The 24,700-nt window shown below is 41.4% G+C and carries 22 protein-coding genes; all 22 read left to right on the top strand.

From position 1 onward, the window contains the following. Positions 1 to 56: 56 nt before the first annotated feature. The 22 genes from ABEQ24_RS13910 (at position 57) to ftsZ (ending at position 24,455) form a co-directional block, all read left to right on the top strand. On the top strand, positions 57 to 272 hold the full coding sequence (locus ABEQ24_RS13910; RefSeq protein WP_430007345.1) for an acetyl-CoA carboxylase biotin carboxyl carrier protein subunit: 216 nt from the start codon (positions 57 to 59) through the stop codon (positions 270 to 272). Between the two features lie 16 nt (positions 273 to 288). Next, positions 289 to 1,830, top strand: a complete 1,542-nt coding sequence (locus tag ABEQ24_RS13905; protein ID WP_430007344.1) for an acyl-CoA carboxylase subunit beta — start codon at positions 289 to 291, stop codon at positions 1,828 to 1,830. Positions 1,831 to 2,105: 275 nt separating this feature from the next. Next, positions 2,106 to 2,987, top strand: a complete 882-nt coding sequence (locus tag ABEQ24_RS13900) for a 2-dehydropantoate 2-reductase (protein WP_430007343.1) — start codon at positions 2,106 to 2,108, stop codon at positions 2,985 to 2,987. Next, on the top strand, positions 2,984 to 3,376 hold the full coding sequence (locus ABEQ24_RS13895; RefSeq protein WP_430007342.1) for a DUF3397 family protein: 393 nt from the start codon (positions 2,984 to 2,986) through the stop codon (positions 3,374 to 3,376). Before ABEQ24_RS13900 ends, ABEQ24_RS13895 begins: the two co-directional genes overlap by 4 nt. Before the next feature lie 88 nt (positions 3,377 to 3,464). After that, positions 3,465 to 5,093, top strand: coding sequence for a bacillithiol biosynthesis cysteine-adding enzyme BshC (bshC, locus tag ABEQ24_RS13890; protein WP_430007341.1), 1,629 nt, complete (start codon positions 3,465 to 3,467; stop codon positions 5,091 to 5,093). A 123-nt stretch (positions 5,094 to 5,216) separates the two neighbouring features. After that, positions 5,217 to 5,648, top strand: coding sequence for a division/cell wall cluster transcriptional repressor MraZ (mraZ, locus tag ABEQ24_RS13885; protein ID WP_430007340.1), 432 nt, complete (start codon positions 5,217 to 5,219; stop codon positions 5,646 to 5,648). A gap of 91 nt (positions 5,649 to 5,739) precedes the next feature. Continuing rightward, positions 5,740 to 6,672, top strand: coding sequence for a 16S rRNA (cytosine(1402)-N(4))-methyltransferase RsmH (gene rsmH / locus ABEQ24_RS13880; protein WP_430007339.1), 933 nt, complete (start codon positions 5,740 to 5,742; stop codon positions 6,670 to 6,672). Positions 6,673 to 6,708: 36 nt separating this feature from the next. After that, a complete protein-coding gene (gene ftsL / locus ABEQ24_RS13875; protein ID WP_430007338.1) occupies positions 6,709 to 7,074 on the top strand; it encodes a cell division protein FtsL in 366 nt (121 codons plus the stop codon). Between the two features lie 2 nt (positions 7,075 to 7,076). Next, entirely contained in the window at positions 7,077 to 9,281 is a 2,205-nt protein-coding gene (locus ABEQ24_RS13870) for a penicillin-binding protein (protein WP_430007337.1), read from the top strand. 186 nt (positions 9,282 to 9,467) lie between these two features. Further along, on the top strand, positions 9,468 to 11,408 hold the full coding sequence (locus ABEQ24_RS13865; protein ID WP_430007336.1) for a stage V sporulation protein D: 1,941 nt from the start codon (positions 9,468 to 9,470) through the stop codon (positions 11,406 to 11,408). Positions 11,409 to 11,637: 229 nt separating this feature from the next. Beyond that, positions 11,638 to 13,104, top strand: coding sequence for a UDP-N-acetylmuramoyl-L-alanyl-D-glutamate--2,6-diaminopimelate ligase (locus ABEQ24_RS13860; RefSeq protein WP_430007437.1), 1,467 nt, complete (start codon positions 11,638 to 11,640; stop codon positions 13,102 to 13,104). A gap of 105 nt (positions 13,105 to 13,209) precedes the next feature. Further along, positions 13,210 to 14,184 (top strand): phospho-N-acetylmuramoyl-pentapeptide-transferase, encoded by a 975-nt coding sequence (gene mraY, locus ABEQ24_RS13855; protein WP_430007335.1) that lies wholly within the window; start codon positions 13,210 to 13,212, stop codon positions 14,182 to 14,184. Between the two features lies 1 nt (position 14,185). Then, the gene (gene murD, locus ABEQ24_RS13850) at positions 14,186 to 15,535 is read left to right on the top strand and encodes a UDP-N-acetylmuramoyl-L-alanine--D-glutamate ligase (RefSeq protein ID WP_430007334.1); all 1,350 of its coding nucleotides are present in this window, start codon (positions 14,186 to 14,188) and stop codon (positions 15,533 to 15,535) included. Between the two features lie 63 nt (positions 15,536 to 15,598). Continuing rightward, the gene (gene spoVE, locus ABEQ24_RS13845; protein WP_430007333.1) at positions 15,599 to 16,699 is read left to right on the top strand and encodes a stage V sporulation protein E; all 1,101 of its coding nucleotides are present in this window, start codon (positions 15,599 to 15,601) and stop codon (positions 16,697 to 16,699) included. A gap of 108 nt (positions 16,700 to 16,807) precedes the next feature. Continuing rightward, positions 16,808 to 17,893: an undecaprenyldiphospho-muramoylpentapeptide beta-N-acetylglucosaminyltransferase gene (gene murG, locus ABEQ24_RS13840; protein ID WP_430007332.1), complete on the top strand. Its 1,086-nt coding sequence runs from the start codon at positions 16,808 to 16,810 to the stop codon at positions 17,891 to 17,893. A 168-nt stretch (positions 17,894 to 18,061) separates the two neighbouring features. Further along, positions 18,062 to 18,973: a UDP-N-acetylmuramate dehydrogenase gene (gene murB, locus ABEQ24_RS13835; RefSeq protein ID WP_430007331.1), complete on the top strand. Its 912-nt coding sequence runs from the start codon at positions 18,062 to 18,064 to the stop codon at positions 18,971 to 18,973. Positions 18,974 to 19,121: 148 nt separating this feature from the next. Beyond that, the gene (locus ABEQ24_RS13830) at positions 19,122 to 19,961 is read left to right on the top strand and encodes a cell division protein FtsQ/DivIB (protein ID WP_430007330.1); all 840 of its coding nucleotides are present in this window, start codon (positions 19,122 to 19,124) and stop codon (positions 19,959 to 19,961) included. Beyond that, positions 19,951 to 20,649 carry a DUF881 domain-containing protein gene (locus ABEQ24_RS13825; RefSeq protein WP_070879161.1) on the top strand — a complete coding sequence of 233 codons (699 nt, stop codon included), beginning with the start codon at positions 19,951 to 19,953 and terminating at the stop codon, positions 20,647 to 20,649. Before ABEQ24_RS13830 ends, ABEQ24_RS13825 begins: the two co-directional genes overlap by 11 nt. 12 nt (positions 20,650 to 20,661) lie before the next feature. After that, on the top strand, positions 20,662 to 21,381 hold the full coding sequence (locus ABEQ24_RS13820; RefSeq protein WP_430007329.1) for a DUF881 domain-containing protein: 720 nt from the start codon (positions 20,662 to 20,664) through the stop codon (positions 21,379 to 21,381). Next, the gene (locus ABEQ24_RS13815) at positions 21,381 to 21,743 is read left to right on the top strand and encodes a small basic family protein (RefSeq protein ID WP_070879087.1); all 363 of its coding nucleotides are present in this window, start codon (positions 21,381 to 21,383) and stop codon (positions 21,741 to 21,743) included. The genes ABEQ24_RS13820 and ABEQ24_RS13815 overlap by 1 nt, the downstream gene beginning before the upstream one ends. A 217-nt stretch (positions 21,744 to 21,960) precedes the next feature. Continuing rightward, complete coding sequence (gene ftsA, locus ABEQ24_RS13810; protein WP_430007328.1) at positions 21,961 to 23,256, top strand: cell division protein FtsA; 1,296 nt, start codon at positions 21,961 to 21,963, stop codon at positions 23,254 to 23,256. 44 nt (positions 23,257 to 23,300) lie between these two features. Next, entirely contained in the window at positions 23,301 to 24,455 is a 1,155-nt protein-coding gene (gene ftsZ / locus ABEQ24_RS13805; RefSeq protein WP_133311252.1) for a cell division protein FtsZ, read from the top strand. Positions 24,456 to 24,700: the final 245 nt, after the last annotated feature.

Here is a 24,700-nt window from a genome sequence, read left to right as displayed (position 1 = left end):
CAGAGTTTGAAAATAATCAATTTGCTTCACCACATCAAGAATGGAGGATTTTAAACATGATCGAAATTAAAGCAAGTATGGCAGGAACGGTATTGAATGTATTAGTGGCAGCAGGGGACGAAGTAACGGCAGGACAAGATGTGATCATGCTTGAATCAATGAAAATGGAAATACCTTTAGACAGCCCGCAAAATGGTGTTGTGGAAGAAGTAAAAGCCGAAACGGGCGATTTTGTTAACGAGGGCGATGTATTAATTATTTTAAATGCGTAAAGAGGAGGTATTTCCAATGTTGAAAACGGATGAATTGGTCAAAATCCTTAAAGAAAAGACAGCAGAAATTGAGTCCGGCGGACACCCTAAATATCATGAAAAGCTGCAGCAGCAGGGGAAATTGTTTGTAAGAGAGAGACTAAACCGTCTATTCGATAATGGAAAGTACACAGAGGATGGGAAATTTGCGAATAACCAGGCAGGCGACCTGCCATCAGACGGTGTTGTTACGGCCATCGGGAAAATCAATAATCAAACTGTTTGCGTGATGGCAAATGATTCTACAATCAAAGCTGGCTCTTGGGGGGCAAGAACGGTCGAAAAAATCATCCGTATCCAGGAAACAGCTGAAAAATTAAAAGTTCCCTTGCTTTATCTGGTAGATTCAGCCGGAGCAAGAATTACAGATCAGATTGATATGTTCCCAAATCGCCGCGGTGCAGGAAAGATCTTTTATAACCAGGTTAAATTGTCAGGGATGATCCCCCAAATCTGTCTGCTATTTGGTCCATCAGCAGCAGGAGGAGCATACATCCCGGCATTTTGTGACATTGTGATCATGGTCGAAGGAAATGCCTCCATGTATTTGGGATCTCCTCGAATGGCAGAAAAAGTCATCGGTGAAAAAGTCAGCCTTGAAGAAATGGGCGGAGCGAGAATGCACTGCTCTGTGAGCGGATGCGGGGATGTTCTTGTAAAAACAGAAGAAGACGCTATATTAGAGGCTAGAAGATATTTAACTTACTTTCCGCAAAATTATCAGCATGCTTCGATGACAGTTGAAGCAGTTGCTCCAAAGCAGGGCAGAAGGCTGTCTGAAATTGTCCCGGAAAATCAGAATGCACCATTTGATATGTATGAGTGCATTGACTCTCTTATAGACGAAGGAAGCTTTTTTGAAATAAAACGCTTATTCGCACCGGAAATCATTACAGGATTTGCCCGGATGGACGGTAAAGTTGTTGCGGTCATTGCCAATCAGCCCCGGGTTAAAGGCGGAGTATTGTTCGTAGATTCAGCAGACAAAGCAGCGAAGTTTATGCAGCTTGCGGATGCGTTTCATATTCCACTGTTGTTCCTTGCGGATGTGCCTGGCTTCATGATTGGCACAAAGGTAGAAAGAGCGGGAATTATCCGCCATGGCGCTAAGATGATTGCGGCCATGAGCTCTGCTACAGTTCCAAAGATTTCGGTTATCGTCAGAAAAGCATACGGTGCCGGCCTTTATGCAATGGCAGGACCGGCGTTTGAAACGGATTGCGTAATTGCTCTTCCTACAGCTCAAATTGCTGTTATGGGGCCTGAAGCTGCAGTTAATGCGATTTATTCAAATAAAATCAATGAAATTGAAGATCCGAAGGAGAGAATGAAATTTGTCCTTCAAAAACAGCAGGAATATAAAGAGAACATCGATATTTATAAGCTTGCATCTGAAATGATAGTCGATGACATTGTTTCCGCAGATGACCTAAGAGAGGAACTTATTTCCCGTTTCTCTTTATATGAAACAAAACAGCTTTCATTCAGCGAACGGAAGCATCCGGTTTATCCGGTATAATGCAGGAGGTAAAGCCAGCTTTCAGAGCTGGCTTTTCTTAATGGTTAGGAAAGGATAAAATTTGGCGCTTTGATGTCGGGCTCCATCGCCCAATTCCTCGGCCAGAACGGATCCGAAAGTATTGGCAAAAAGCGCCTTAACTTGCGGATCCTTATCTGTCATGACTGAGCTAAACGGGCGATTCCGCTTTTCTTAATTCCTGGTAGTTATATATGGGAAATACTTCTTTTCTTTGGTATCATTAAAGAATTAAGGGAAAACGGTGGGATGCGCTTATGGAGATAGGAATTATCGGTTCAGGAGCAGTCGGATTACTCAGTGCCGCATATTTAAGCAAATATCATGAAGTGACATTGTATACAAGACGCAAAGAGCAAGCAGGTCTTATCAACGATTCAGGAATAACCCTCGTGCGGGGAGATTGTCGTGAGAAGATAACAAATAACCTCAGAGCAGAAGACAGCCCCTCCTATAAAGAACCTCTTCTAATTGTAACGGTCAAACAATATCAGCTGGATTCTATCTTTGATGCCTTAAAAACGAGTCCGTCCAAAATGGTGCTTTTTTTGCAGAATGGCATGGATCATATCCCTTTGCTTCAAACACTGAAAGGACACCGCATTTTTGTGGGAACTGTAGAGCATGGCGCATTAAAACTGAGTGACAACAGTGTTAAGCATACAGGATTGGGCTGCATTAAGGTCAGTCCGCTTTATTCTGAAGATCGTTTAAAAGAGCTGCCTATCCTGCAAATGCAAATGGAGCATTTTCCATTTGAATATGTTAGAGGCTGGAACGAAATGATGTCCCGGAAGCTGCTTGTGAATGCCTGCATAAATCCTCTTACTGCTTTATTGCGGGTGCCAAATGGCGAGCTTGCTTCAAATCCGATGTATAATAAAATGACAGAAAGCGTATTTCATGAAGCGGTGAAAGTTCTGGCGTTTCAGAAAGGCCAAGAAGAATGGGAGCATGTCATGGATATATGCAGAAACACGGCTCAAAATCGGTCATCTATGCTGAAAGATATAGAAGAAGGCAGAAAGACAGAGATTGATGGAATCATTGGCTTTTTAATCAATCAGGCAAAAGCTGAAAAGCTTGAAGTTCCTGTACTGCATTTCTTATATCAGGCCATCAGGGGAATGGAAGGATGATTATAATCGATTCTATGATCAGTATTTTTGCATTTGCTGTTACACTTCCGCTGCTTAGTTTTTTCCTTCTGTTTCTTCTTTTTATTGTTATGACTAGCAGCAAAAAAAGAGCCTTGCTGCTTGCTGCGGACATTTGCGTGGTTTTATTTATATTCTCAATTTACTTCAAATTGCTTACATTATCACAAACTGTTTTTTACGGCGGCTTATTTTTCATCTGCCTCCTCATCTTGTTTACTGTTCTGCTTATCCTGATCAAATCACAATCGTCCATTACATTAACCATTGCATTTAAAAAATGCTGGCGTTTCTCCTTTTTACTTTTGCTGCCGCTCTCGACGTTTCTTACTGTATATGGAATCATTTCCGGAATCCTTGAGTATCTGTAAGATCTCAGGCAAACTTTTTTTATTTTCGGTGCAATAAATGCTATACTCTTCTCGGAAGCTTACATAACCCGGAAAGGAAGTTACACTAATGGAGATTACTGAACTCTCCCTTCGCCACACGAACCGCCTTGTGGAAGATTTGGTTCATGCAAGGTTAAATACGGTGGATTACTTTGATTACAAAATTACAAATCATGATGTCTATGAAAAGAGAATGAACGATTTAAAAAATAGAACGTTTGCAAGGGAAGAATTATCGGATTACCTTTTATCCTATCACCGTAAACATTTCCCTGAGAATGCTGCAGTGACCGAAAACATTGAACGTCTTAAACAGCCTGAGAGTCTTGTAGTAGTCGGGGGGCAGCAGGCAGGTTTGCTTACAGGGCCGCTTTATACAATACATAAGATTATTTCCATTCTCGTCCTATCAAAGCAGCAGGAAGCAGAGCTTTCTGTTCCCGTCATCCCGGTTTTCTGGGTTGCAGGCGAGGACCATGATTTTGCGGAAATCAATCATTTATTTGTATCGCAAAATCAAGTCATAAAAAAGAAAGCGATCAAACACACGCAATCTGAAAAAATTCCTGTTTTTCATAAAGAGCTTGATCAGAAGGAATGCTGGAATTGGATCTGCTCCGTTTTTGAAACCTTCGGTGAAACTGATTATTCAAACATGCTGATGGAAAGTCTCAAACAAACATTAAGTACTTCAAAAACGTATACTCAATTTTTTGAAAAGCTTACATATGAAATGTTTTCTGACTACGGACTTGTTTTGATGAACTCAGCCGATCCTGATCTGAGAAAGATAGAATCGCCATTTTTCCAGCAGTTCATCAGAAAAAATGAAGAAATGTCAGAAGCGCTTGAAGCACAGCAGGAATTGATAAAAAAAGCGGGCTATCAGCCTATCATTGCATCAGAAAAGAACAGTGCCAATCTGTTTTATCATCATGATAATCATGAACGCTCTTTGCTTTTGCGTTCAGAAGATAAAACATTTTCAGTGGAAGATAACGTAACGTTTTCTGAAGAGGAACTGAGGCACCTTGCTGAACAATGTCCTGAAAGGCTGAGCAATAATGTTGTCACAAGACCGTTAATGCAGGAATGTCTCCTGCCGACCCTTGCATTTATTGCAGGACCAGGGGAGCTTGCTTATTGGGCGGAATTGAAGAAAGTGTTTCAAGTTTTGAATGTTGAAATGCCGCCTGTCGTTCCAAGACTGAACATCACCATTTTGGAACGCTCAATTGAAACAGACATAATGGATGTGGAGATGGGGATTGAAGATGTTTTTACTCGAGGTGTTGAAAAAACTCGTGAAGAATGGGTAGCCAAAAGAGAACCGTCCTGTATGTCACCAAAAATTGAAGACACCAAAAAGCAATTTGAACAGATTCACCGTGAACTTCGCGAGTCGGCTATGACAATTGACAAAAGCCTGGAGCCGTTTTTAATGAAAAACGCGTATTTTATTCAAGCTCAGCTCGATTTACTGGATTCTCATATCGACAAGAAGATTCAACAAAAACATCAGGTGGAAATGGAAAAATTCACAAGAATCGGGAAATCTCTTAAGCCTAATGACGGTTTTCAGGAGAGAACGTGGAATATTTACTACTATTTGAATAAATACGGTCCAAATTTTTTAGACGAAATCGTGCAGCTTCGCTATTCTTTTAACAATCAACATAAAATTGTCAAAATTTAAATAACGATTTTCTGAAATCCTGTGGAATACAGGGTTTTTTTTTATGAAAAGAACGTGTAGAATAAGAAGTGGGGAGAAGTGGGGGGAAGTGGTGACTGAGAGAAAGAAAGTGGGGCGACGGACATGTTCATGGGTGAATATCATCATACGATTGATGCAAAAGGCCGCATGATTGTTCCTGCCAAGTTCCGGGAAGAACTCGGAGAAACTTTCGTCATCACAAGAGGACTTGATCAATGTTTGTTCGGTTATCCAATGAGTGAATGGAAATTGATCGAAGATAAGCTTAAAGCTCTCCCGTTAACAAAAAAAGATGCACGTGCGTTCACCCGGTTTTTCTTTTCAGGGGCTGTTGAATGCGAGCTTGATAAGCAAGGCCGCATTAATTTAGCAGCACCGCTTTTGCACTATGCAAAGCTTGAAAAAGAGTGTGTTGTTATCGGAGTATCAAATCGGATCGAGTTATGGGATAAGGCAATTTGGGATACATATGTGACTGAACAGGAAGATTCATTTGCCGAAATTGCTGAAAATATGATTGGTTTTGATATATAATGGTCTCTTGTGCAAACAATGAGTAATAAGGCATTCCAACATCATATTTAAATATCCCAAACAATCGACTCTGATAAAGGTGGTAACAGCAATGTTTCAACATAAAACAGTATTATTGCGCGAAACAGTAGACGGATTAAACATTAAAGAAGACGGTGTATATGTAGACTGCACCTTAGGCGGAGCAGGGCACAGCTCTTATCTGCTGTCCAAGCTGTCTAAGGATGGCCGCCTCTTCGCTTTTGATCAGGATGATGCAGCCCTCTCGCATGCTAAAGAAATTCTTTCAGATTACGCGGGACAAGTTACATTTATAAAAAGCAATTTCAGGTATTTAAAAGAAGAACTGGAAGAATTAGGTGTAGCTGAGGTAGACGGCATTTTATTTGACCTTGGCGTATCATCGCCGCAATTAGATACACCTGAGAGAGGCTTCAGCTATCACCACGATGCACCTCTTGATATGAGAATGGATCAGCATGCCAGTATTTCCGCATTTGATGTAGTGAATCACTGGACATATGAAGAGCTGGTCAAAATTTTCTTTCGTTACGGAGAAGAAAAGTTCTCAAAGCAGGTAGCAAGAAAAATAGAAGCAGCAAGAGAAAAACAGCCAATCCAAACAACAGGAGAGCTCGTGGAATTAATTAAAGATGCAATTCCTGCTCCAGCAAGAAGAAAAGGCGGGCATCCTGCCAAACGGATTTTTCAGGCGATCCGAATTGCGGTAAATGATGAACTGAAAGTATTTGAAGAAGCGATTGGACAGGCAGTTGACCTTATCAAACCAGGCGGCAGAGTAAGTGTCATAACGTTTCATTCATTAGAGGACAGAATTTGCAAAACAGCGTTTAAACAAGCTGCTGCATTACCGGAATTACCTCCCAACTTGCCGGTTATACCGGATGAATTTAAACCTAAAGTGAAACTGATCACAAGAAAACCAATCGTGCCATCAGACGAAGAACTCGAAGAAAACAACCGGGCAAGATCAGCCAAGCTTAGAATTCTGGAAAAACTATAAAGAAATTTTTAAAAAAATCAGAGGGGGTTTTGGTTCATGAGTAATTTAGCAGTGAAATTACAGCAGCAAAGGCAAGAGCAGCACAAACAAATGCCCGAGCAGCAGCAAACGGTCGTCATTACAAGAAGACCAACCATAACAATAGGGGAAAAAGTGCTTATCGTCGCTTTCTTATCTGTCCTCTTATTTGCAGCCGTCCAAATTGTCTCAAACAGTGTCACTGTTTATCAGTCAAACATCGCGATTCAGAAGATTGAGGCTCAAATAACAGATCAGCAAAAGATTAATTCTGACTTGTCTGTTCAAGTCAAAGAATTAAGCACATACGAGCGAATTATGGCTGAAGCAAAAAAGCAGGGGCTTAACCTTAATCCAGACAATGTGAAAGCTGTTAACGAATAATCATGATACAGCCAAAAAATATCAATATGAACAGAGGAGCAGCAATATTAACTTTAATATTTGCATTGCTCTTTTTTGTCTTAATCATCAGATTCCTTTACTTGCAGACAACAGGAGAAGTAAATGGAGAAATTTTAGCTGCACGTGCACAAGAGCAGTATGAACGGAAACGCAGCATTGAAGCAAGCAGAGGGGCCATTCTTGACAGAAAAGGTGAAGTGATTGCTCAGGATACTTCTACTTATACGCTTATTGCGGTGCTTGACGACAGTATGACAACAAGCGCGAAGAATCCTAAGCACGTCGTTGAACCAGAAGAAACAGCAGAAAAGCTTGCTCCAATACTCGAAATGGAAGAAAGCGAAGTTGAAAAGATCTTAACTAAAGATGCATTTCAAGTAGAGTTTGGTCCTTCAGGCAGAAATATCAGCCATGAACTAAAAGTGAAAATTGAAAAAATGAAACTTCCAGGTATTGCTTTTACACGAGATACCCACCGTTATTATCCGAACGGCACTTTTGCATCACACTTAATTGGATATGCACAAAAAGATGAAAAAACCAAGAAAACAGTTGGGATGTTCGGGATCGAAAAAAGTCTTGATAAATATCTCCAGGATAAGGATGGCTATAAAGTTTATGAAGCGGACAAACAAGGTTTTACCCTGCCTAATGGTGATGAGAAAATTGTAGCTCCGGAAAATGGGAATACTGTTCATCTGACATTGGACCAAAAAGTTCAAACTTTCCTGGAAGATGCAATGAATGAAGCTGCACAGGAATATGAACCAGAGAAGATAATTGGGATTGTGGCTGATCCAAAGACTGGGAAAATTCTCGCAATGGGACAGCGCCCGAGCTTTGATCCGAATGTCCGCGATATCAACAATTATTACAATGATGCTGTTGCCTACCCATTTGAGCCAGGCTCGACGATGAAAATCTTCACGCTTGCAGCTGCCATTGAAGAAGGCGTATTTAACCGCAATGAATTGTATCAATCGGGAGCCTATAAAGTCGAAGGCGGAAGAATCCGCGACCATAATAAGACAGGCTGGGGAACCATTTCTTTCCTCGAAGGTGTTCAGCGCTCATCCAATGTAGCGATGGCCATCCTTGCAAAGGAAAAGCTTGGGCCTGATCGATTTATGCAGTATATGAGCAAGTTTGGCTTAAATGAAAAAACCGGAATTGATCTGCCGAACGAGGCAAATGGCAAGTTCAACTATAAATATGATATTGAAAAAGTAACGACCGCATTCGGGCAGGGTTCAACAGTGACTCCGATTCAGCAGGTGCAGGCAGCGACTGCAATCGCAAACGGCGGAAAGATGATGAAGCCCTATATCATTGATAAAATTGTGGATGTTGATCATGACAAAGTGATCAAACAAAATAAGCCGGAAGTGGCAGGCACACCTATTTCTGAAAAAACGTCAAAAGAAGTGCTCGACATTCTGGAAACCGTTGTCAGTTCGGAAAAAGGCACAGGAAAACCGTACCAGATTGAAGGGTATGAGGTAGCTGGAAAGACAGGAACAGCTCAAATTGCAGGAAGTGACGGGAAATATTTAAGCGGCCGGGATAATTTCATTTTTTCATTCCTTGGAATGGCGCCAAAAGAAGATCCGGAACTCCTTGTTTATGTTGCAGTACAGCAGCCTAAGCTGAAAGACACAGAAACAGGATCCATGCCTGTATCATCCGTTTTTAATACGGTTATGAAAAACAGTCTGCAGTATTTAAAAATCCAGCCTTCCGAAGAAGCGGAAGAACAGCCTAAGAAAACAGAAACTGAAATTGGGGCTGAAGTTCCGTCCTTTATTGGTGAAAATACAGCTTCAGCTGAAAAATGGCTGAAATCAAACAATATCCAGCCGCTGATCCTTGGGGCTGGCAATGAAATTGCCGCTCAATATCCTGAAGCAGGCACAAAAATGATCGTCAATGAACGTCTGCTTTTGAAGACCGATGGGAAAGTGACAATGCCCGATTTAAAAGGATGGTCATCCAGGGATGTTATGAAGCTTGCTAATTTCCTTGATCTTAATCTTAAGATAAATGGAAACGGCTATGTTGTATCTCAAAATCTCTCTAAAAATGAGACGGTTAAAGAAAACGATCAATTAATTGTCAAACTTGAAAGCCCCAAAAAGCCAAGCAGCGGAGAAAATGAACAGGCTGATGATGAAGAAGAAACTAGGTAGCATATCAAGCTTGGTCAACATTGTTGACCAAGCTTTTTAGATTGAAATTTAAACGGCAAAAGGCTGTGGCTAATGAAAGAAAGTTATCTGCGGCAAGTCACGGACTTCTCTCAATTCCAACAAGTTCTAGATGGTTCTGTACAAGCATATATTTGAACGAGCCTGAATAAGGAGGAGTATAAATATATGCGCGTTTCAAATGTGACTGTCAGAAAACGTCTGGCAATGGTGCTGCTATTTGGTTTTTTGATTTTTATTATCATCGATATCCGTCTTGGATACGTTCAGTTCTTTATAGGGGACAAATTAACTGCTCTTGCTAAGGATTCATGGAGCAGAAACATTCCGTTTGAACCTGAACGGGGAGAGATCCTTGACCGGAACGGCGTCAAGCTTGCAACGAATATGAGTGCTCCGTCCGTCCTTGTAGTGCCGAGACAGGTCGAAGATCCGGCAGATACGGCTGAAAAGCTTGCTTCTGTTTTAAATATGTCCAAAGAACGGGCTTATGAGCTTATAACAAAAAAGCAGTCCATACAGCGCATCAATCCTGAAGGAAGAAAGATCTCGCATGAAAAAGCTAAAGAGCTCCGCGCCCTCGGACTGAAGGGAGTATACATAGCGGAAGATTCCAAACGGCATTATCCATTCGGAAGCTACCTTTCACATGTGCTTGGCTTTGCAGGCATTGATAATCAGGGATTGCTTGGTCTTGAATCCTATTACGATGAAAAGCTGAAAGGCACGAAAGGATATGTGAAATTCTATTCGGATGCAAAAGGGAAAAGAATGCCCGAAGAAGCGGATGAATATACTGCTCCAATAGATGGATTAAATCTAAAATTAACAATCGATTCCAAAGTACAGACCATAATGGAGCGGGAGCTGGATAATGCACAGGCTGCATATAATCCTGACGGCATGATCGCTATTGCCATGAATCCGAAAAATGGGGAAATTCTTGGGATGTCAAGCAGACCGGACTTTGATCCTGCGGATTTCAGAAATGTAGATCCGCTGATATACAACCGCAATCTTCCGGTATGGAGCTCATACGAACCAGGATCAACCTTTAAGATTATTACACTGGCTGCTGCCCTGGAAGAGAACAAAGTAGATCTGCAAAAAGAACACTTTCATGACGGCGGATCTGTCGAAGTAGGCGGAGCAAGACTGAAGTGCTGGAAAAGAGGCGGCCATGGCAGTCAGACTTTTCTTGAAGTCGTTCAAAACTCATGCAACCCGGGCTTTGTGGAATTAGGACAAAGACTCGGCACAAATACGCTATTTAAATATATTCAAAACTTTGGTTTTGGGCAAAAAACCGGAATTGATCTGCAGGGAGAAGCGAGAGGAATCCTTTTTAATGTCAAAAATGTCGGACCTGTTGAACAGGCGACAACGGCATTTGGCCAAGGTGTATCAGTTACACCTATTCAGCAGGTGGCGGCCGTTTCAGCGGCGGTCAACGGAGGAACACTATATACTCCTTATATTGCCAAGGAATGGATTGATCCAATTACCGGAGACATTGTCAGTCAGACAGCTCCCGAGGCTAAGCGCCGCGTGATTTCAGAAGAAACGTCTAAACAGATTAGATATGCGCTTGAAAGTGTAGTGGCACAAGGAACAGGGAGAAATGCATTTGTCGATGGATATCGGGTTGGCGGCAAAACGGGAACCGCCCAAAAAGTCAAAGACGGAGTTTATTTGAAAAATAACTATATCGTATCATTCATTGGCTTTGCACCGGCAGATGACCCTGAAATCGTCGTCTATGTGGCTGTTGATAACCCAAAAGGAACTGTTCAGTTCGGGGGCACAGTAGCTGCGCCAATAGTAGGAAACATCATGGAAGACAGTTTAAGAGAGCTTGGCGTAAAGCCGAGAAAAGATCAAATCGAAAAAGAATATACTTGGCTAGACACAAAACTTGTAAATGTTCCGAATGTTTTAGGGCTGACGACAACAGAGCTAAGAGAGCAAATGGTAAACCTGAAGCTTGATATTGCAGGTTCCGGCGACACAGTTGTCCAGCAGTCTCCAGCAGCCGGAGTGAAAGTGAAAGAAGGTTCGACTCTCCGCCTCTATCTGGGAAAAAGCGAAAAAAAAACTGAGGACGAATAATAAACTCTTTTATATAGAAATAAAGGCGGCAATCACAAAACGTGTTTGCCTCGCTTTTATTTTATGGCAGGATAAAAGCAGTACCCGCATAAAGACATTTTTAAAAGCGGATATGGCTCTTTTAGCTAAGATGAGATAAAATAAGAACTGTGCGTTTTTTACTAAATGGATGATTTTGTATAAAAATAAGAAAGAAACTATTGTTGGTTTTTGAGAGGATTTGGTAATGATGAAATTACAGACACTGCTATCGCAGCTGCAAAATATGAAACTGAGTGTGAATGAAAATCCAGATATTCTCTCGATTGATATGGACTCAAGAGAAGTGAAGGAAGGAAGTTTATTTATTTGCATCAGCGGGTACACAGTAGATGGCCATGATTATGCAGAACAGGCTGTCCGCATGGGAGCTGCTGCTGTATTATCAGAAAAGCCGATGTCACTTCCTGTACCTGTTATTGTTGTGAAAAACACTAAAAGAGCTATGGCGCTCCTTGCAGACACATTTTACGGGCAGCCTACACATAATCTTCATTTAATTGGCGTTACAGGTACAAATGGCAAAACGTCAACAACACATTTGATTGAGAAGATTCTTCAAAATGCGAGCTTTGCAACTGGATTAATCGGCACGATGTACATAAAGATCGGAGATGAACAATTAAGCGTTAAAAACACCACTCCAGAGAGTCTGACTCTGCAAAAAACCTTCGGTGCGATGGTTGAAAAAGGAGTCAGTCATGCGATTATGGAGGTTTCCTCTCATGCTTTGCATATGGGACGTGTTCATGGCTGTGACTATGATGTTGCTGTATTTACCAATTTGACACAGGATCATCTTGATTATCATCAGACAATGGATTCATACCGCGCAGCCAAGGGCCTTCTTTTTTCACAGCTTGGCAACAAGTTCGATCAAAATAAGCCAAAAACAGCTGTCCTAAACGGCGATGACTCGGCTTCGTCCGAGTTTATGAACATGACGGCAGCACATGTTTTAACTTATGGCATTGATTCAGAGTGTGATGTGATGGCAAAAAATATTGCGATGTCCCCAAGCGGAACATCGTTTGATCTTGTTACTCCTCAGGGCAGCGAGAAGGTGAATATGAAGCTGATCGGCAAATTCAGCATCTACAATGCACTTGCTGCTGCAGCTGCGAGTCTTGCTTCTAATGTGCCGTTATCAATTATTGCGGCAACACTTGGTGAGATTGAAGGTGTTCGCGGCCGCTTTGAAGTTGTCGACGGCGGGCAGGACTTTTCTGTCATTGTTGATTATGCCCATACTCCAGACAGTCTGGAAAATGTTCTTTCAACCGTCAAGCAATTTGTTCTTGGAAAGACGTTTGTGGTTGTCGGCTGCGGCGGGGACCGTGACCGGACAAAACGCAAAATCATGGCACAGATTGCTGTTAAGTATTCAGATGAACCAATCTTTACATCCGATAATCCGAGAAGTGAAGATCCTAAAGCTATTTTGAATGAGATGGAAGATGGGGTCAGGGGAGAATACTATCACTCCATTGAAAATAGAGAAAAGGCCATCTATTTTGCCGTAGCCAATGCAAAGCCCGGAGACGTTATTTTAATTGCCGGCAAAGGCCATGAAACGTATCAGCAGATCGGAACGCAGATTTTTGATTTTGATGATCGCGAAGTAGCCTTGAAAGCAATTAAAGAACAGATTAGATAATCAATTCGCCGCAGCACATGAATTTAAGAGATTCACAAGCAAGCAGTTATGATGAATCCGTCAATAGAAACGGTCATCACGCAGTTATTCAGGGAGGATCTAAACATGCTAGAACAAATTATTTTATTTACAATTATTATGGGTTTTTTAATCAGCGTTCTGATATCTCCCATCTTTATTCCATTTTTAAGAAGACTTAAGTTCGGACAAAGCATTCGGGATGAAGGGCCGAAATCCCATCAGAAAAAATCAGGAACCCCAACGATGGGCGGGATCATGATTATTCTGTCTGTCATTGTGACAACGCTTGTCATGAGCTACAAATTTGCAGAACCGAGTGTGGAAATGTATTTGCTGTTATTCGTTATGTTCGGATACGGTCTCCTCGGTTTTCTGGATGATTTTATTAAGGTTGTGATGAAGCGCAATCTTGGTCTTACATCAAAGCAGAAACTGATTGGCCAGATTATCATTGCTGTCATTTTCTATATTGTTTTTAAACAATATGGGTTTTCTTCAGAAATCCGCATTCCAGGCACTGAATTTGGATTTGATTTAGGCTGGGCATATGTGATTCTGATCATCTTCATGCTTGTCGGCGGATCTAATGCTGTTAACTTAACAGATGGACTTGACGGCCTGCTCTCAGGTACCGCAGCCGTTGCATTTGGTGCATTTGCTGTTCTAGCCTGGAATCAATCTCAATATGATGTGGCTATTTTTTCAGTTGCGGTTGTAGGAGCGGTTCTTGGTTTTCTTGTCTTTAATGCACATCCGGCTAAAGTATTCATGGGTGACACAGGATCACTTGCACTCGGAGGAGCTATTGTTACGATTGCAATTTTAACCAAGCTTGAAATCCTTCTTGTTTTAATCGGAGGAGTTTTCGTCATCGAAACTCTGTCTGTTATTATTCAGGTTATTTCTTTTAAAACAACTGGGAAACGGGTGTTTAAGATGAGCCCGCTTCATCACCACTATGAATTAACCGGCTGGTCAGAATGGAGAGTTGTCGTAACATTCTGGTCTGTGGGACTTGTGTTCGCCATTCTGGGAATCTATATAGAGGTGTGGTTATAAGATGAAAAATATTCAAGATTTTACTCATAAACAAGTACTTGTATTGGGGCTTGCAAAAAGCGGTTTAGCTGCTGCAAAGCTCTTACATAAACTCGGCGCGGAAGTAACAGTCAATGATATGAAGCCATTCGAAGAAAACGAGTCTGCACAGGAACTGCAGGCTGCAGGGCTGAAGGTCATATGCGGAAGTCATCCGATAGAGCTTCTCGATCAAACAGAATACATTGTTAAAAACCCAGGCATTCCTTATTCCAATCCGCTGCTGGCAGCTGCTTTGGAGCGGGAGATTCCGATTGTCACAGAAGTGGAGCTCGCTTATTTAATCTCGGAAGCCGATATGATCGGAATAACGGGTTCAAATGGGAAAACAACCACGACTACTCTTATACACGAAATGCTCACAGCTGATCAAAAGAAGTCACTGATTGCCGGCAACATCGGCACAGTGGCGTGTGAGGTTGCTGAACATGCTGCGGAAGAAAATGTCATTGTGACTGAGCTGTCTTCTTTTCAGCTCATGGGAACAATCAAATTCAGACCGAAAATAGCGCTGCTGCTGAATCTATTTGATGCCCACCTGGATTATCATGGCACTAGAGAAGAATATGCCCTTGCAAAAGCGAAAATCTATGAAAATCAGCAGACTGATGATTATTCTGTCGTGAATTATGATGATCGCGATGTGCGCCGGGCAGCAGAAAAATCAAAAGGTCAAATCGTGTATTTTTCCGTTTCCGAGAAACTTGAAAAAGGCGCTTATATGAGTAATGGAGCGCTTTGGTATAACGACGAGCAGATTATTGAAATAAAAGATATTGTCCTGCCGGGCAAGCATAATCTTGAGAATATCCTTGCTGCAATCTGTGTGGTTAAACTATATGGAGCTTCAACTGGCGCCATACAACAAGTCCTGACTTCTTTTAAAGGTGTTAAACACCGTCTGCAGTTTATCAGCACGATTGACGGAGTGAAATATTATAACGATTCTAAAGCTACCAACATATTGGCAACATCTAAAGCGCTGCAGGCATTTGATGCGCCGACACTTCTGCTAGCAGGCGGCCTGGATCGCGGAAACGAATTTGATGAGCTTATTCCATTTCTCAGCAATGTGAAGGCCATCATCACATTCGGACAGACAGCGCCAAAACTTGAGAGAATAGCAGGAGATGCTGGAATAGAAGTGATCAAACGTGTCGATAATGTTGAACAAGCGGCTAATGCGGCGTTTGACTTATCTCAAGATGGTGACATCGTTCTCTTATCCCCTGCGTGCGCTAGCTGGGATCAATATAAAACATTTGAACAAAGAGGAGACATGTTTGAGAACGCCGTGCATAAGCTAAAGTAAAGGGCTCGTACACGCATTGCCACAAGCTTGAGCCCTAATTCCATAATATTGGGGTGTTCGGCGTTGACGGCAAAAAGATCTGCACCAGATTTCATTCTAGTCATCATTACCTTGCTGCTGCTGACGATTGGACTGATCATGGTATACAGTGCAAGCGCAGTGTGGGCAACTTATAAATTTGAGGATTCATTTTTCTTTGCAAAGAGGCAGCTGCTTTTTGCGGGTGTAGGTGTAATCGCCATGTTTTTTTTAATGAATGTTGATTACTGGACGTGGAGAACCTGGGCAAAAATGCTGATTATTATTTGTTTTGTGCTGCTTCTTGCCGTTTTAGTTCCAGGCATTGGAATGGAGAGGAATGGTTCCCGCAGCTGGATTGGAGTCGGAGCCTTTTCCATTCAGCCTTCTGAGTTCATGAAGCTTGCCATGATAGCTTTTTTGGCAAAATTTCTGTCTGAAAATCAAAAAAAAATAACTTCATTTAAAAAAGGTCTTTTTCCCTCACTTGGCTTTGTGTTTACCGCATTTGCATTAATTATGCTTCAGCCTGATCTTGGAACAGGAACTGTTATGGTCGGGACTTGTATCGTAATGATCTTTGTTGCCGGTGCGAGAATTACCCATTTTGGTTTGCTTGGTTTGCTTGGAGCTGCTGGATTCGTAGGATTAGTGCTATCAGCTCCCTATAGGATTAAGCGGATTACATCGTTTTTAAATCCATGGGAAGATCCCTTGGGCAGCGGATTTCAAATCATTCAATCCCTGTATGCAATTGGGCCAGGCGGACTATTTGGTCTTGGCCTTGGACAAAGCAGACAAAAATTCTTTTACCTGCCAGAGCCGCAAACAGATTTTATCTTTGCAATCCTCGCAGAGGAGCTGGGCTTCATCGGGGGCTCTCTGATCATTTTGCTGTTTGGCCTGTTATTGTGGCGTGGTGTAAGAATTGCCCTAGGCGCCCCTGATCTGTACGGTTCATTTCTGGCAATTGGCATTATCACAATGGTTGCCATTCAAGTTATGATTAATATTGGAGTAGTAACGGGACTTATGCCTGTGACGGGTATTACACTGCCATTTCTCAGCTACGGCGGATCTTCATTGACGCTCATGCTGATGGCGGTTGGTGTTCTTTTGAATATTAGCAGATATGCAAGATACTGAATATGCATTCTATAGTTGAAATAGACCCTGTTGAAAAACAGGGTTTATCATTTTTTTAAGCTAAAATTGAATATTTTTGAAAATGTTTCTAATTACTGGAGGATACATATGAAAATTTTGGTAAGCGGCGGCGGGACAGGCGGGCATATTTATCCTGCTCTTGCTTTAATAAATGAAATAAAAAGAAAGAATCCAAACGCGGAATTTTTGTATGTCGGCACTGATAATGGCCTGGAGTCTAAAATTGTTCCAAAAGCAGGAGTAGCTTTTCGCTCAATTAAAATTTCCGGTTTTAAAAGAAAGATCTCCCTTGATAATGCAAAGACAATTATCCGTTTTTTCAAAGGCGTAAGCGACAGCAAAAAATACATAAAAGAATTTAAGCCTGATGTCGTAATCGGCACTGGCGGCTATGTATGCGGACCTGTTGTTTATGCCGCTTCTAAACTGAATGTTCCCGCAATCATCCATGAACAAAACAGTCTGCCGGGAGTAACGAATAAATTCTTAGCACGGTATGTAGATAAGGTTGCGATTTGTTTTGAAGAGGCAAGAAGCTATTTTCCTCCTGAAAAAACAGTGCTGACAGGTAATCCAAGAGCGTCTGAGGTGGCAACGGATGACGTAAAGCACTATAAGGACCCTGCTCTTATGACCGATAAAAAAACAGTTCTGATTATGGGAGGAAGCAGAGGGGCAAAACCTATCAATGATGCAGTGATTGGCATGCTTGATGAAATGAAAAATAAAAATTATCAAGTTATCTATGTAACCGGTGAAGTTCATTATGATCACGTTATGGATCAAGTTAAGAATGTCCCCCATAATGTTGTAATCAAGCCTTTCATACATAACATGCCTGAAGTCTTAAAAGGAATTGATTTAATTGTTGCCAGGTCAGGTGCAACTACAATGGCCGAGATAACGGCGCTTGGACTTCCAAGCATCTTGATTCCAAGTCCTTACGTTACGGCAAATCACCAGGAAAAAAATGCACGTGCTTTAAGTGATCATGATGCAGCGGCTTTAATTCTTGAAAAAGACCTCTCAAGTGCTGTATTAATAAAAGAGATGGATGCAATATTGCTTAATGCTGATAATCTTCAAAAAATGGCAGCAGCATCTAAACAGCTGGGCATTCCAGATGCTGCTTCAAAGTTATATAAAGAAATACAGGTTCTTGCTGAAAAATAAATAAGCTTTTATCTTAATGCTGACATAAAATTTTAAAAAGATTGAAGTCATAGGGGTTTATAACATAACAGAAGAGGGTAACAGATTATTTGTGCCTATCGTACGCTAAATCCTATGAGCCTTCTTCAATGTCATACACAAAAGAACAATCTATTTTAGGAGGCTGTCATGGAACAGATACTAATGAAATTACAAGAAGCAGAAGTTGGGAAAGTTGTTCAAAATGAACCGCTGGCAAAGCATACGACGATTAAAATCGGAGGGCCAGCAGAGATTTTTGTGGAGCCGAAATCTATTGAAAATTTGAAAAAAACAATGGAGATCGTGACAGAAGGCGGAGTTCCCTGGAGAGCGATTGGCAGGGGATCAAACCTGCTTGTCGGGGATGCTGGCATTAATGGTGTTGTAATTAAACTAGGTAAAGGGCTCGATCATCTTGAAGTGGATGGAGATACCATTACAGCGGGCGGAGGCTACTCTCTTATTAAATTAACGACTGTCATCAGTAAACAAGGACTTTCAGGGCTTCAGTTTGCAGGAGGCATTCCCGGATCTGTTGGCGGAGCTGTTTACATGAACGCGGGTGCTCACGGTTCTGATATGTCTAAAATTCTTGTTAAGGCACATATTCTGTTTGAAGATGGAACAATGGAATGGCTGACTGCGGAAGAATTAGAGTTTTCATACCGTACTTCCCTGCTTCAGAAGAAGCGTCCTGGCATTTGTCTTGAAGCGGTTCTGAAACTTGAAAAAGGCAATCGGGAAGAAATTGTGGCGGAGCTTCAGAAAAATAAAGATTACCGCAGAGAAACCCAGCCTTGGGATCATCCAAACTGCGGCAGCGTTTTTAGAAATCCCCTGCCGCATTATGCCGGCCAGCTGATTCAGGAATCAGGCCTAAAGGGATATCAGATCGGCGGAGCGAAAATTTCGGACCTTCACGGGAATTTTATTGTGAATACAGGCAATGCGACAGCTAAAGATGTTCTTGATTTAATTGATTTTGTTAAAAAAACAATTTATGAAAAACATGCTGTCAAAATGGAAACAGAAGTTGAAATTGTCGGTGTAAATGAGTAGAGAATGCTTATCTCTTTTTCCTTTTATTGTGGTATACTATCTTTATTAAAGGAACAGTTGCTAAACGGCATACGATATGCCGTTTGTTTCTCTTTTAAAGATGATTTTACGCCCCCGAATGCGTTTCGGGATGAGGGGTGATTACAAGTTGGAAAAAGGCAAAGTCGTTTCGCTTGAAGATCGTGTACCAAAGCTCAAGGAGCATCGCAAACAAAAATCCAACCGCAGGTTAATTTTATTTTTATCCGTCTTTTTCATCCTCATATTATTGGTGATCTACTTTCAATCTCCGCTAAGCAAAGTATCTTCCATAGATGTTGCCGGAAATAAGACAGTATCAGATGAAGAAATAATAAATATGAGTGGAATTACGGAAAAATCAGGCTTTTGGAGCATCAATGAAAAGGAAGTAAATAGTGCCCTTTCCGATTTTGAACAGATTCAAAATGTGAAACTGGACAAGCAGCTGCCGAATAAGGTGACGATTGTGGTTGAAGAATATCACAAAGTGGCCTATATCGTGAAAGGCGATCAATACTCTCCCATCCTTGAAAATGGCAAAACACTTGCCCCTGTTGAAGGAACATTTCCAGACGATGCGCCGCTTCTGATTAATTGGAACGAGGCTGAGGAAATCGAAGAAATGGCTATGGAACTAATGAGTCTTCCTGATAGTGTAAAGAATGCGATTTCTGAAATCTACCATACACCTGAAAAAACGGATCCCTGGCATATTACGCTATACATGAATGACGGATTTGAAGTGCAGGCTTCAGTCCGCAGCTTCTCAAAAAAAATGATTGATTATCCAGCCATTGTCAGCAAGCTTGCTCCAAACTCCAAAGGCATCATTCATATGGAAGTTGGAACCTATTTTGAATCATACAATAAGAAAGATGAAGCTGCAGAAGAAGCGGCGGAAGAAGGAGCCGCATCAGAAGCAGAGCCGGAGGGGACAGAGCAAAATGAAAATGAAGATGAGAGGTAGATATGTTGTTCTATCTTTAATCATGCTTGTTCTCGGTTTTTTAGTTTCTTTTTCTTATCAGCTCACTAAAGAACAGCGTCCGAATAATGGAATATCTTCTGAACAGTGGAGCAAAGAGTATGAAACAAGACAGCTGCTGATCAAGCAGGAGGAGAGAAATACCGAGCTTCAAAAGGAACTATTTAAAAGCCAGGAGAAAGTAAGAGAAATTGAAGAAAATCTAAAGAATGAAAAGCAAATTTACTTTAATCTTGTTGAAGATGTCGAGAAGTACAGAATGTATGTAGGCGAACTGGGTGTAGCAGGGGAGGGGATTGAAGTGACTCTCGAGGATTCCTCCTATATTCCAGAAGGGGAAAATGTAAATAATTATATTGTTCATGAAGGCCACATTTTTAAAGTAATCAATGAATTGCTTATTTCAGGCGCAAGTGCCGTAGCCATCAATGGACAAAGATTATCACATGATTCGTATATATATTGTAATGGTCCTGTCGTCACTGTGGATGGAAATCAATTCCCAGCTCCGTTTGTCATATCTGCCATCGGTGAACCTGCTGTATTGGACCAGGCTTTAAATATCGCCGGCGGTATTGTCGAGCAGATTGCTTACGATAATATCGTAATAACCCTTGAGAAGAAAAACGAAATAAAGATGAATCCTTTATTGCAAGAAAAGAAATCTTGATGGGTGGTTGCCTTGAAGAATAACCTTAAGGGTGTCAGCTTTTCACTGCTGACCATGATATTTGGCTTAATGCTTGCCGTTCAATTTCAATCGATTCAGGAGCCGGCAGTAAGAGATACACGTGACATGTGGCAATTGAGAGAGGCGCTCAAGCAGGAACAAGAGACTCAGTCGAACCTTTTGCTTGAGATCCGCAAATACGAAGAGCTGATTGATACATACGAAAATGATGATAATCAAAGTGCAGAAAAAACGCTTAAAGAGACTCTTCTGGAACTTAAAGATGAAGCTGGCTTAACGGAAGTTACGGGGGCGGGTGTAGTTATTACTATTGAACCCCTGTTTGATGCAGCAGTTGCTCAGACTGAGGTTGAAAACATTGCGCCGGATTTGCTGAAACGATTGTTGAACGAGCTGAATTCATATGGTGCCGAGCATATCGCTATTTCAGAAAGAAGAGTTGTGAATACAACTGTCATCCGTGATATTAATGGCCAGACAAAAATGGACGGGTACAGTTTGAATTCATATCCAATTGAAATTAAAGTCATTTCAGAAGACGCAGAAAAGCTGTTCAGCCGCCTGAACGGGTCCACGACAATGGACACCTTTGCAATTGACAATCTGCGGCTTGCAATTTCAAAGCCAAAGAACCGGATTGTCATACCGCCGTATGATGATGCGATCCGGATAAAGAATATGAAGCCGGTTGAGGAAGGAGAGAAATCATAATGTGGCTTCCCATTTTAGGATTAATACTAGGAATAACATTGGGGCTGCTGACTGATTTCCGAATTCCCGGTGAATATTCGAATTATCTGTCCATTGCGATACTCGCGGCCCTGGATACATTACTTGGAGGAATTCGTGCTCATCTGCAAAACATGTACGATGAGATGGTTTTTGTATCCGGATTCTTCTTTAACATCATATTGGCTGCAAGTTTAGCTTTTCTAGGTGTTCATCTTGGTGTAGACTTGTATTTGGTAGCAATATTTGCTTTTGGAGTCAGACTGTTCCAGAATATTGCTGTGATTAGACGAATATTAATTTCCAATTGGACTCAATCGCGCCAAAAACTAAAAAAAAGTTGATTTTTTAAGAGGGAAAATCAAGGATTTGACGAATACTCACTTTAGTATGTATTTATTAAAAGGAGCCCTTATAATGGGCCGGAAAATAAATGTGACAATGAGAAGTCAATTATCACAATATTTTTCACCATTGTTACAAATATGTAAAACTAGATTCATTGTATTGTTGTTCCTCTAATAATAGAATGGAAATGATAAGTTAAGGAGGTGCCATAGAATGAACAACAATGAAATCTTTGTAAGTCTAGACATCGGTACATCCAGTGTTAAGGTTATCATCGGCGAAATGGCAGATGATAATTTAAACATTATAGGTGTAGGCAATGTGAAATCTGAAGGATTAAGAAAAGGGTCTATCGTTGATATTGACGAGACCGTTCATTCTATTAAAAAAGCGGTGGAGCAGGCAGAAAGAATGGTTGGCATACCGCTTAAAAGAGTCGTAGTAGGGGTGACTGGCAATCACGTTCAGTTGCAGGATTGTCACGGTGTTGTTGCCGTTTCAAGTGACAATCGTGAAATAGCTAATGAAGACATAAGAAGAGTCATAGAAGCAGCTCAAGTTATGTCTATACCTCCGGAACGAGAAATAATAGATGTAATTCCTCAGCAGTTCATAGTCGATGGTTTGGATGAAATCAGCGATCCGCGCGGAATGATCGGTGTCCGTCTTGAAATGGAAGGCACCATCATCACAGGATCTAGAACGATTTTACATAATCTGCTTCGCTGTGTTGAAAAAGCAGGCCTTGAAATAACGGATATTTGTCTGCAGCCGCTTGCATCAGGAGCCGTTGCTTTATCAAAAGATGAGAAAAACCTCGGTGTAGCATTGGTTGATATTGGAGGAGGCTCAACGACGATCGCAGTTTTTGATCAAGGGCATCTGCAAACGACAAGCGTTCTTCCAATTGGCGGAGAGAATATTACGAAGGATCTTTCAATCGGGCTTCGCACAACTACCGATGAGGCAGAACGGATTAAAGTGAAACATGGACATGCTTTCTATGATTATGCTTCTGAAGAAGAAGTGTTTGAAGCAGCAATTATTGGTACAGACCAAAAACAGCAATTCAATCAGCTTGAAATATCTGATATTATAGAAGCTAGACTTGAAGAAATGTTTGAACTAGTATTGCACGAGATTAAGAGACTTGGAGTAAGAGACCTGCCAGGCGGATTTGTTCTGACTGGAGGAACGGTCAGCATGCCGGGAGTTCTTGAGATCTCACAGGCTGTTCTGCAAAACAATGTCCGCATTGCAAGCCCGGATTATATTGGTGTAAGAGAACCTCAATATATGACTGGTGTAGGATTAATCCAATTTGCTTATAAAAATGCGAAGATTCAAGGCAGAAGCATCAGTTCGAATGTTGTTCCTGATAAGCTTGAGAAAACGTCTCAAAGAGAACCTCAGCATCAGCAGCATCAGCAGCAGCGTTCAAAGCCAAAAGAAAAAGAAGAGAAAAAAGAAAGCAAAGTAAAAAAATTCTTTGGTTACTTCTTTGAATAACCTGCATCAAGAGGAAGTCATTCGATGGATTAGGAGGATTTTGTATGTTGGAGTTTGAAAGCAATATTGATGGCATGGCAACAATTAAAGTAATAGGGGTTGGCGGCGGAGGAAACAACGCTGTTAACCGTATGATAGAACATGGTGTTCAAGGGGTAGACTTTATCGCAGTGAACACTGATGCACAGGCACTGAACCTGTCAAAAGCAGAAACAAGAATGCAAATTGGTTCTAAGCTTACAAGAGGTCTTGGCGCAGGTGCTAATCCTGAAGTTGGAAAAAAAGCAGCTGAAGAAAGCAAAGAACAGATTGAAGAAGCTTTAAGAGGCGCGGATATGGTCTTCGTTACAGCTGGAATGGGCGGAGGAACTGGAACTGGGGCAGCTCCGGTTATTGCCCAGATCGCTAAAGACTTAGGTGCTTTAACAGTAGGTGTTGTCACTCGTCCATTTACATTTGAAGGACGCAAGCGTGCAATGCAGGCTGCAGGCGGAATTTCTTCTATGAAGGAATCAGTTGATACACTAATCGTCATTCCAAATGACCGTCTTCTTGAAATCGTAGATAAAAATACGCCTATGCTTGAAGCTTTCCGCGAAGCGGACAATGTTTTACGCCAAGGTGTACAAGGTATTTCTGACTTGATTGCTGTACCTGGATTAATTAACCTTGACTTTGCAGATGTTAAAACAATCATGTCCAATAAAGGATCTTCATTAATGGGCATCGGTGTTGCAACTGGAGAAAGCAGAGCTGCAGAAGCTGCTAAGAAAGCTATCTCAAGTCCCCTTCTTGAAACATCAATTGATGGTGCTCAAGGTGTCCTGATGAACATTACAGGCGGATCAAACTTAAGCTTGTATGAGGTTCAGGAAGCTGCTGATATTGTAGCAACTGCATCTGATCAAGATGTAAACATGATTTTCGGATCTGTAATTAACGAAAACTTAAAGGATGAAATTGTCGTGACCGTTATTGCAACTGGTTTCAATGAAGTTGAAATCAACCACAGCAAACCGGCATCAAGACCTTTTGGTAATAATACATCGGCAAAACCTATGCCGAAGCCTCGAGATGTAAGAGAAATGAAGCGTGAGCGGGAAGAACCGGCACAAGAAATGACAAACCGTTCTATGCAGCAAGGTGAAGATACACTCGATATCCCAACATTCTTAAGAAACCGCAACAAACGCCGATAAAAATACAAAGACATGGCCCAAGAGCCATGTCTTTTATTTTTTTTTGTCCATGCTACATTTGCCTCAAGTCCTCTACCCGGCTTGTCCTAAAAGTCCTCTGGCATCCCCGGCCAATCTTATAAACTCAACCATATTCTATTACTATAGCCGCAGTTTGTTAAATTAATTTCACCTAATAAAAGTTAATAGAGGTAAAATATGTTTATTTTTTTCATTGAAGTTTTTTATCTGAATAGTTTGGCCCT

It is taken from the genome of Metabacillus idriensis, from assembly GCF_050483325.1.
Taxonomy (GTDB): Bacteria; Bacillota; Bacilli; order Bacillales; family Bacillaceae; genus Bacillus_P; species Bacillus_P idriensis_A.
The sequence above is the reverse complement of the archived record's forward strand: the minus strand, read 5'-3'. Positions and strand labels throughout refer to the sequence as shown.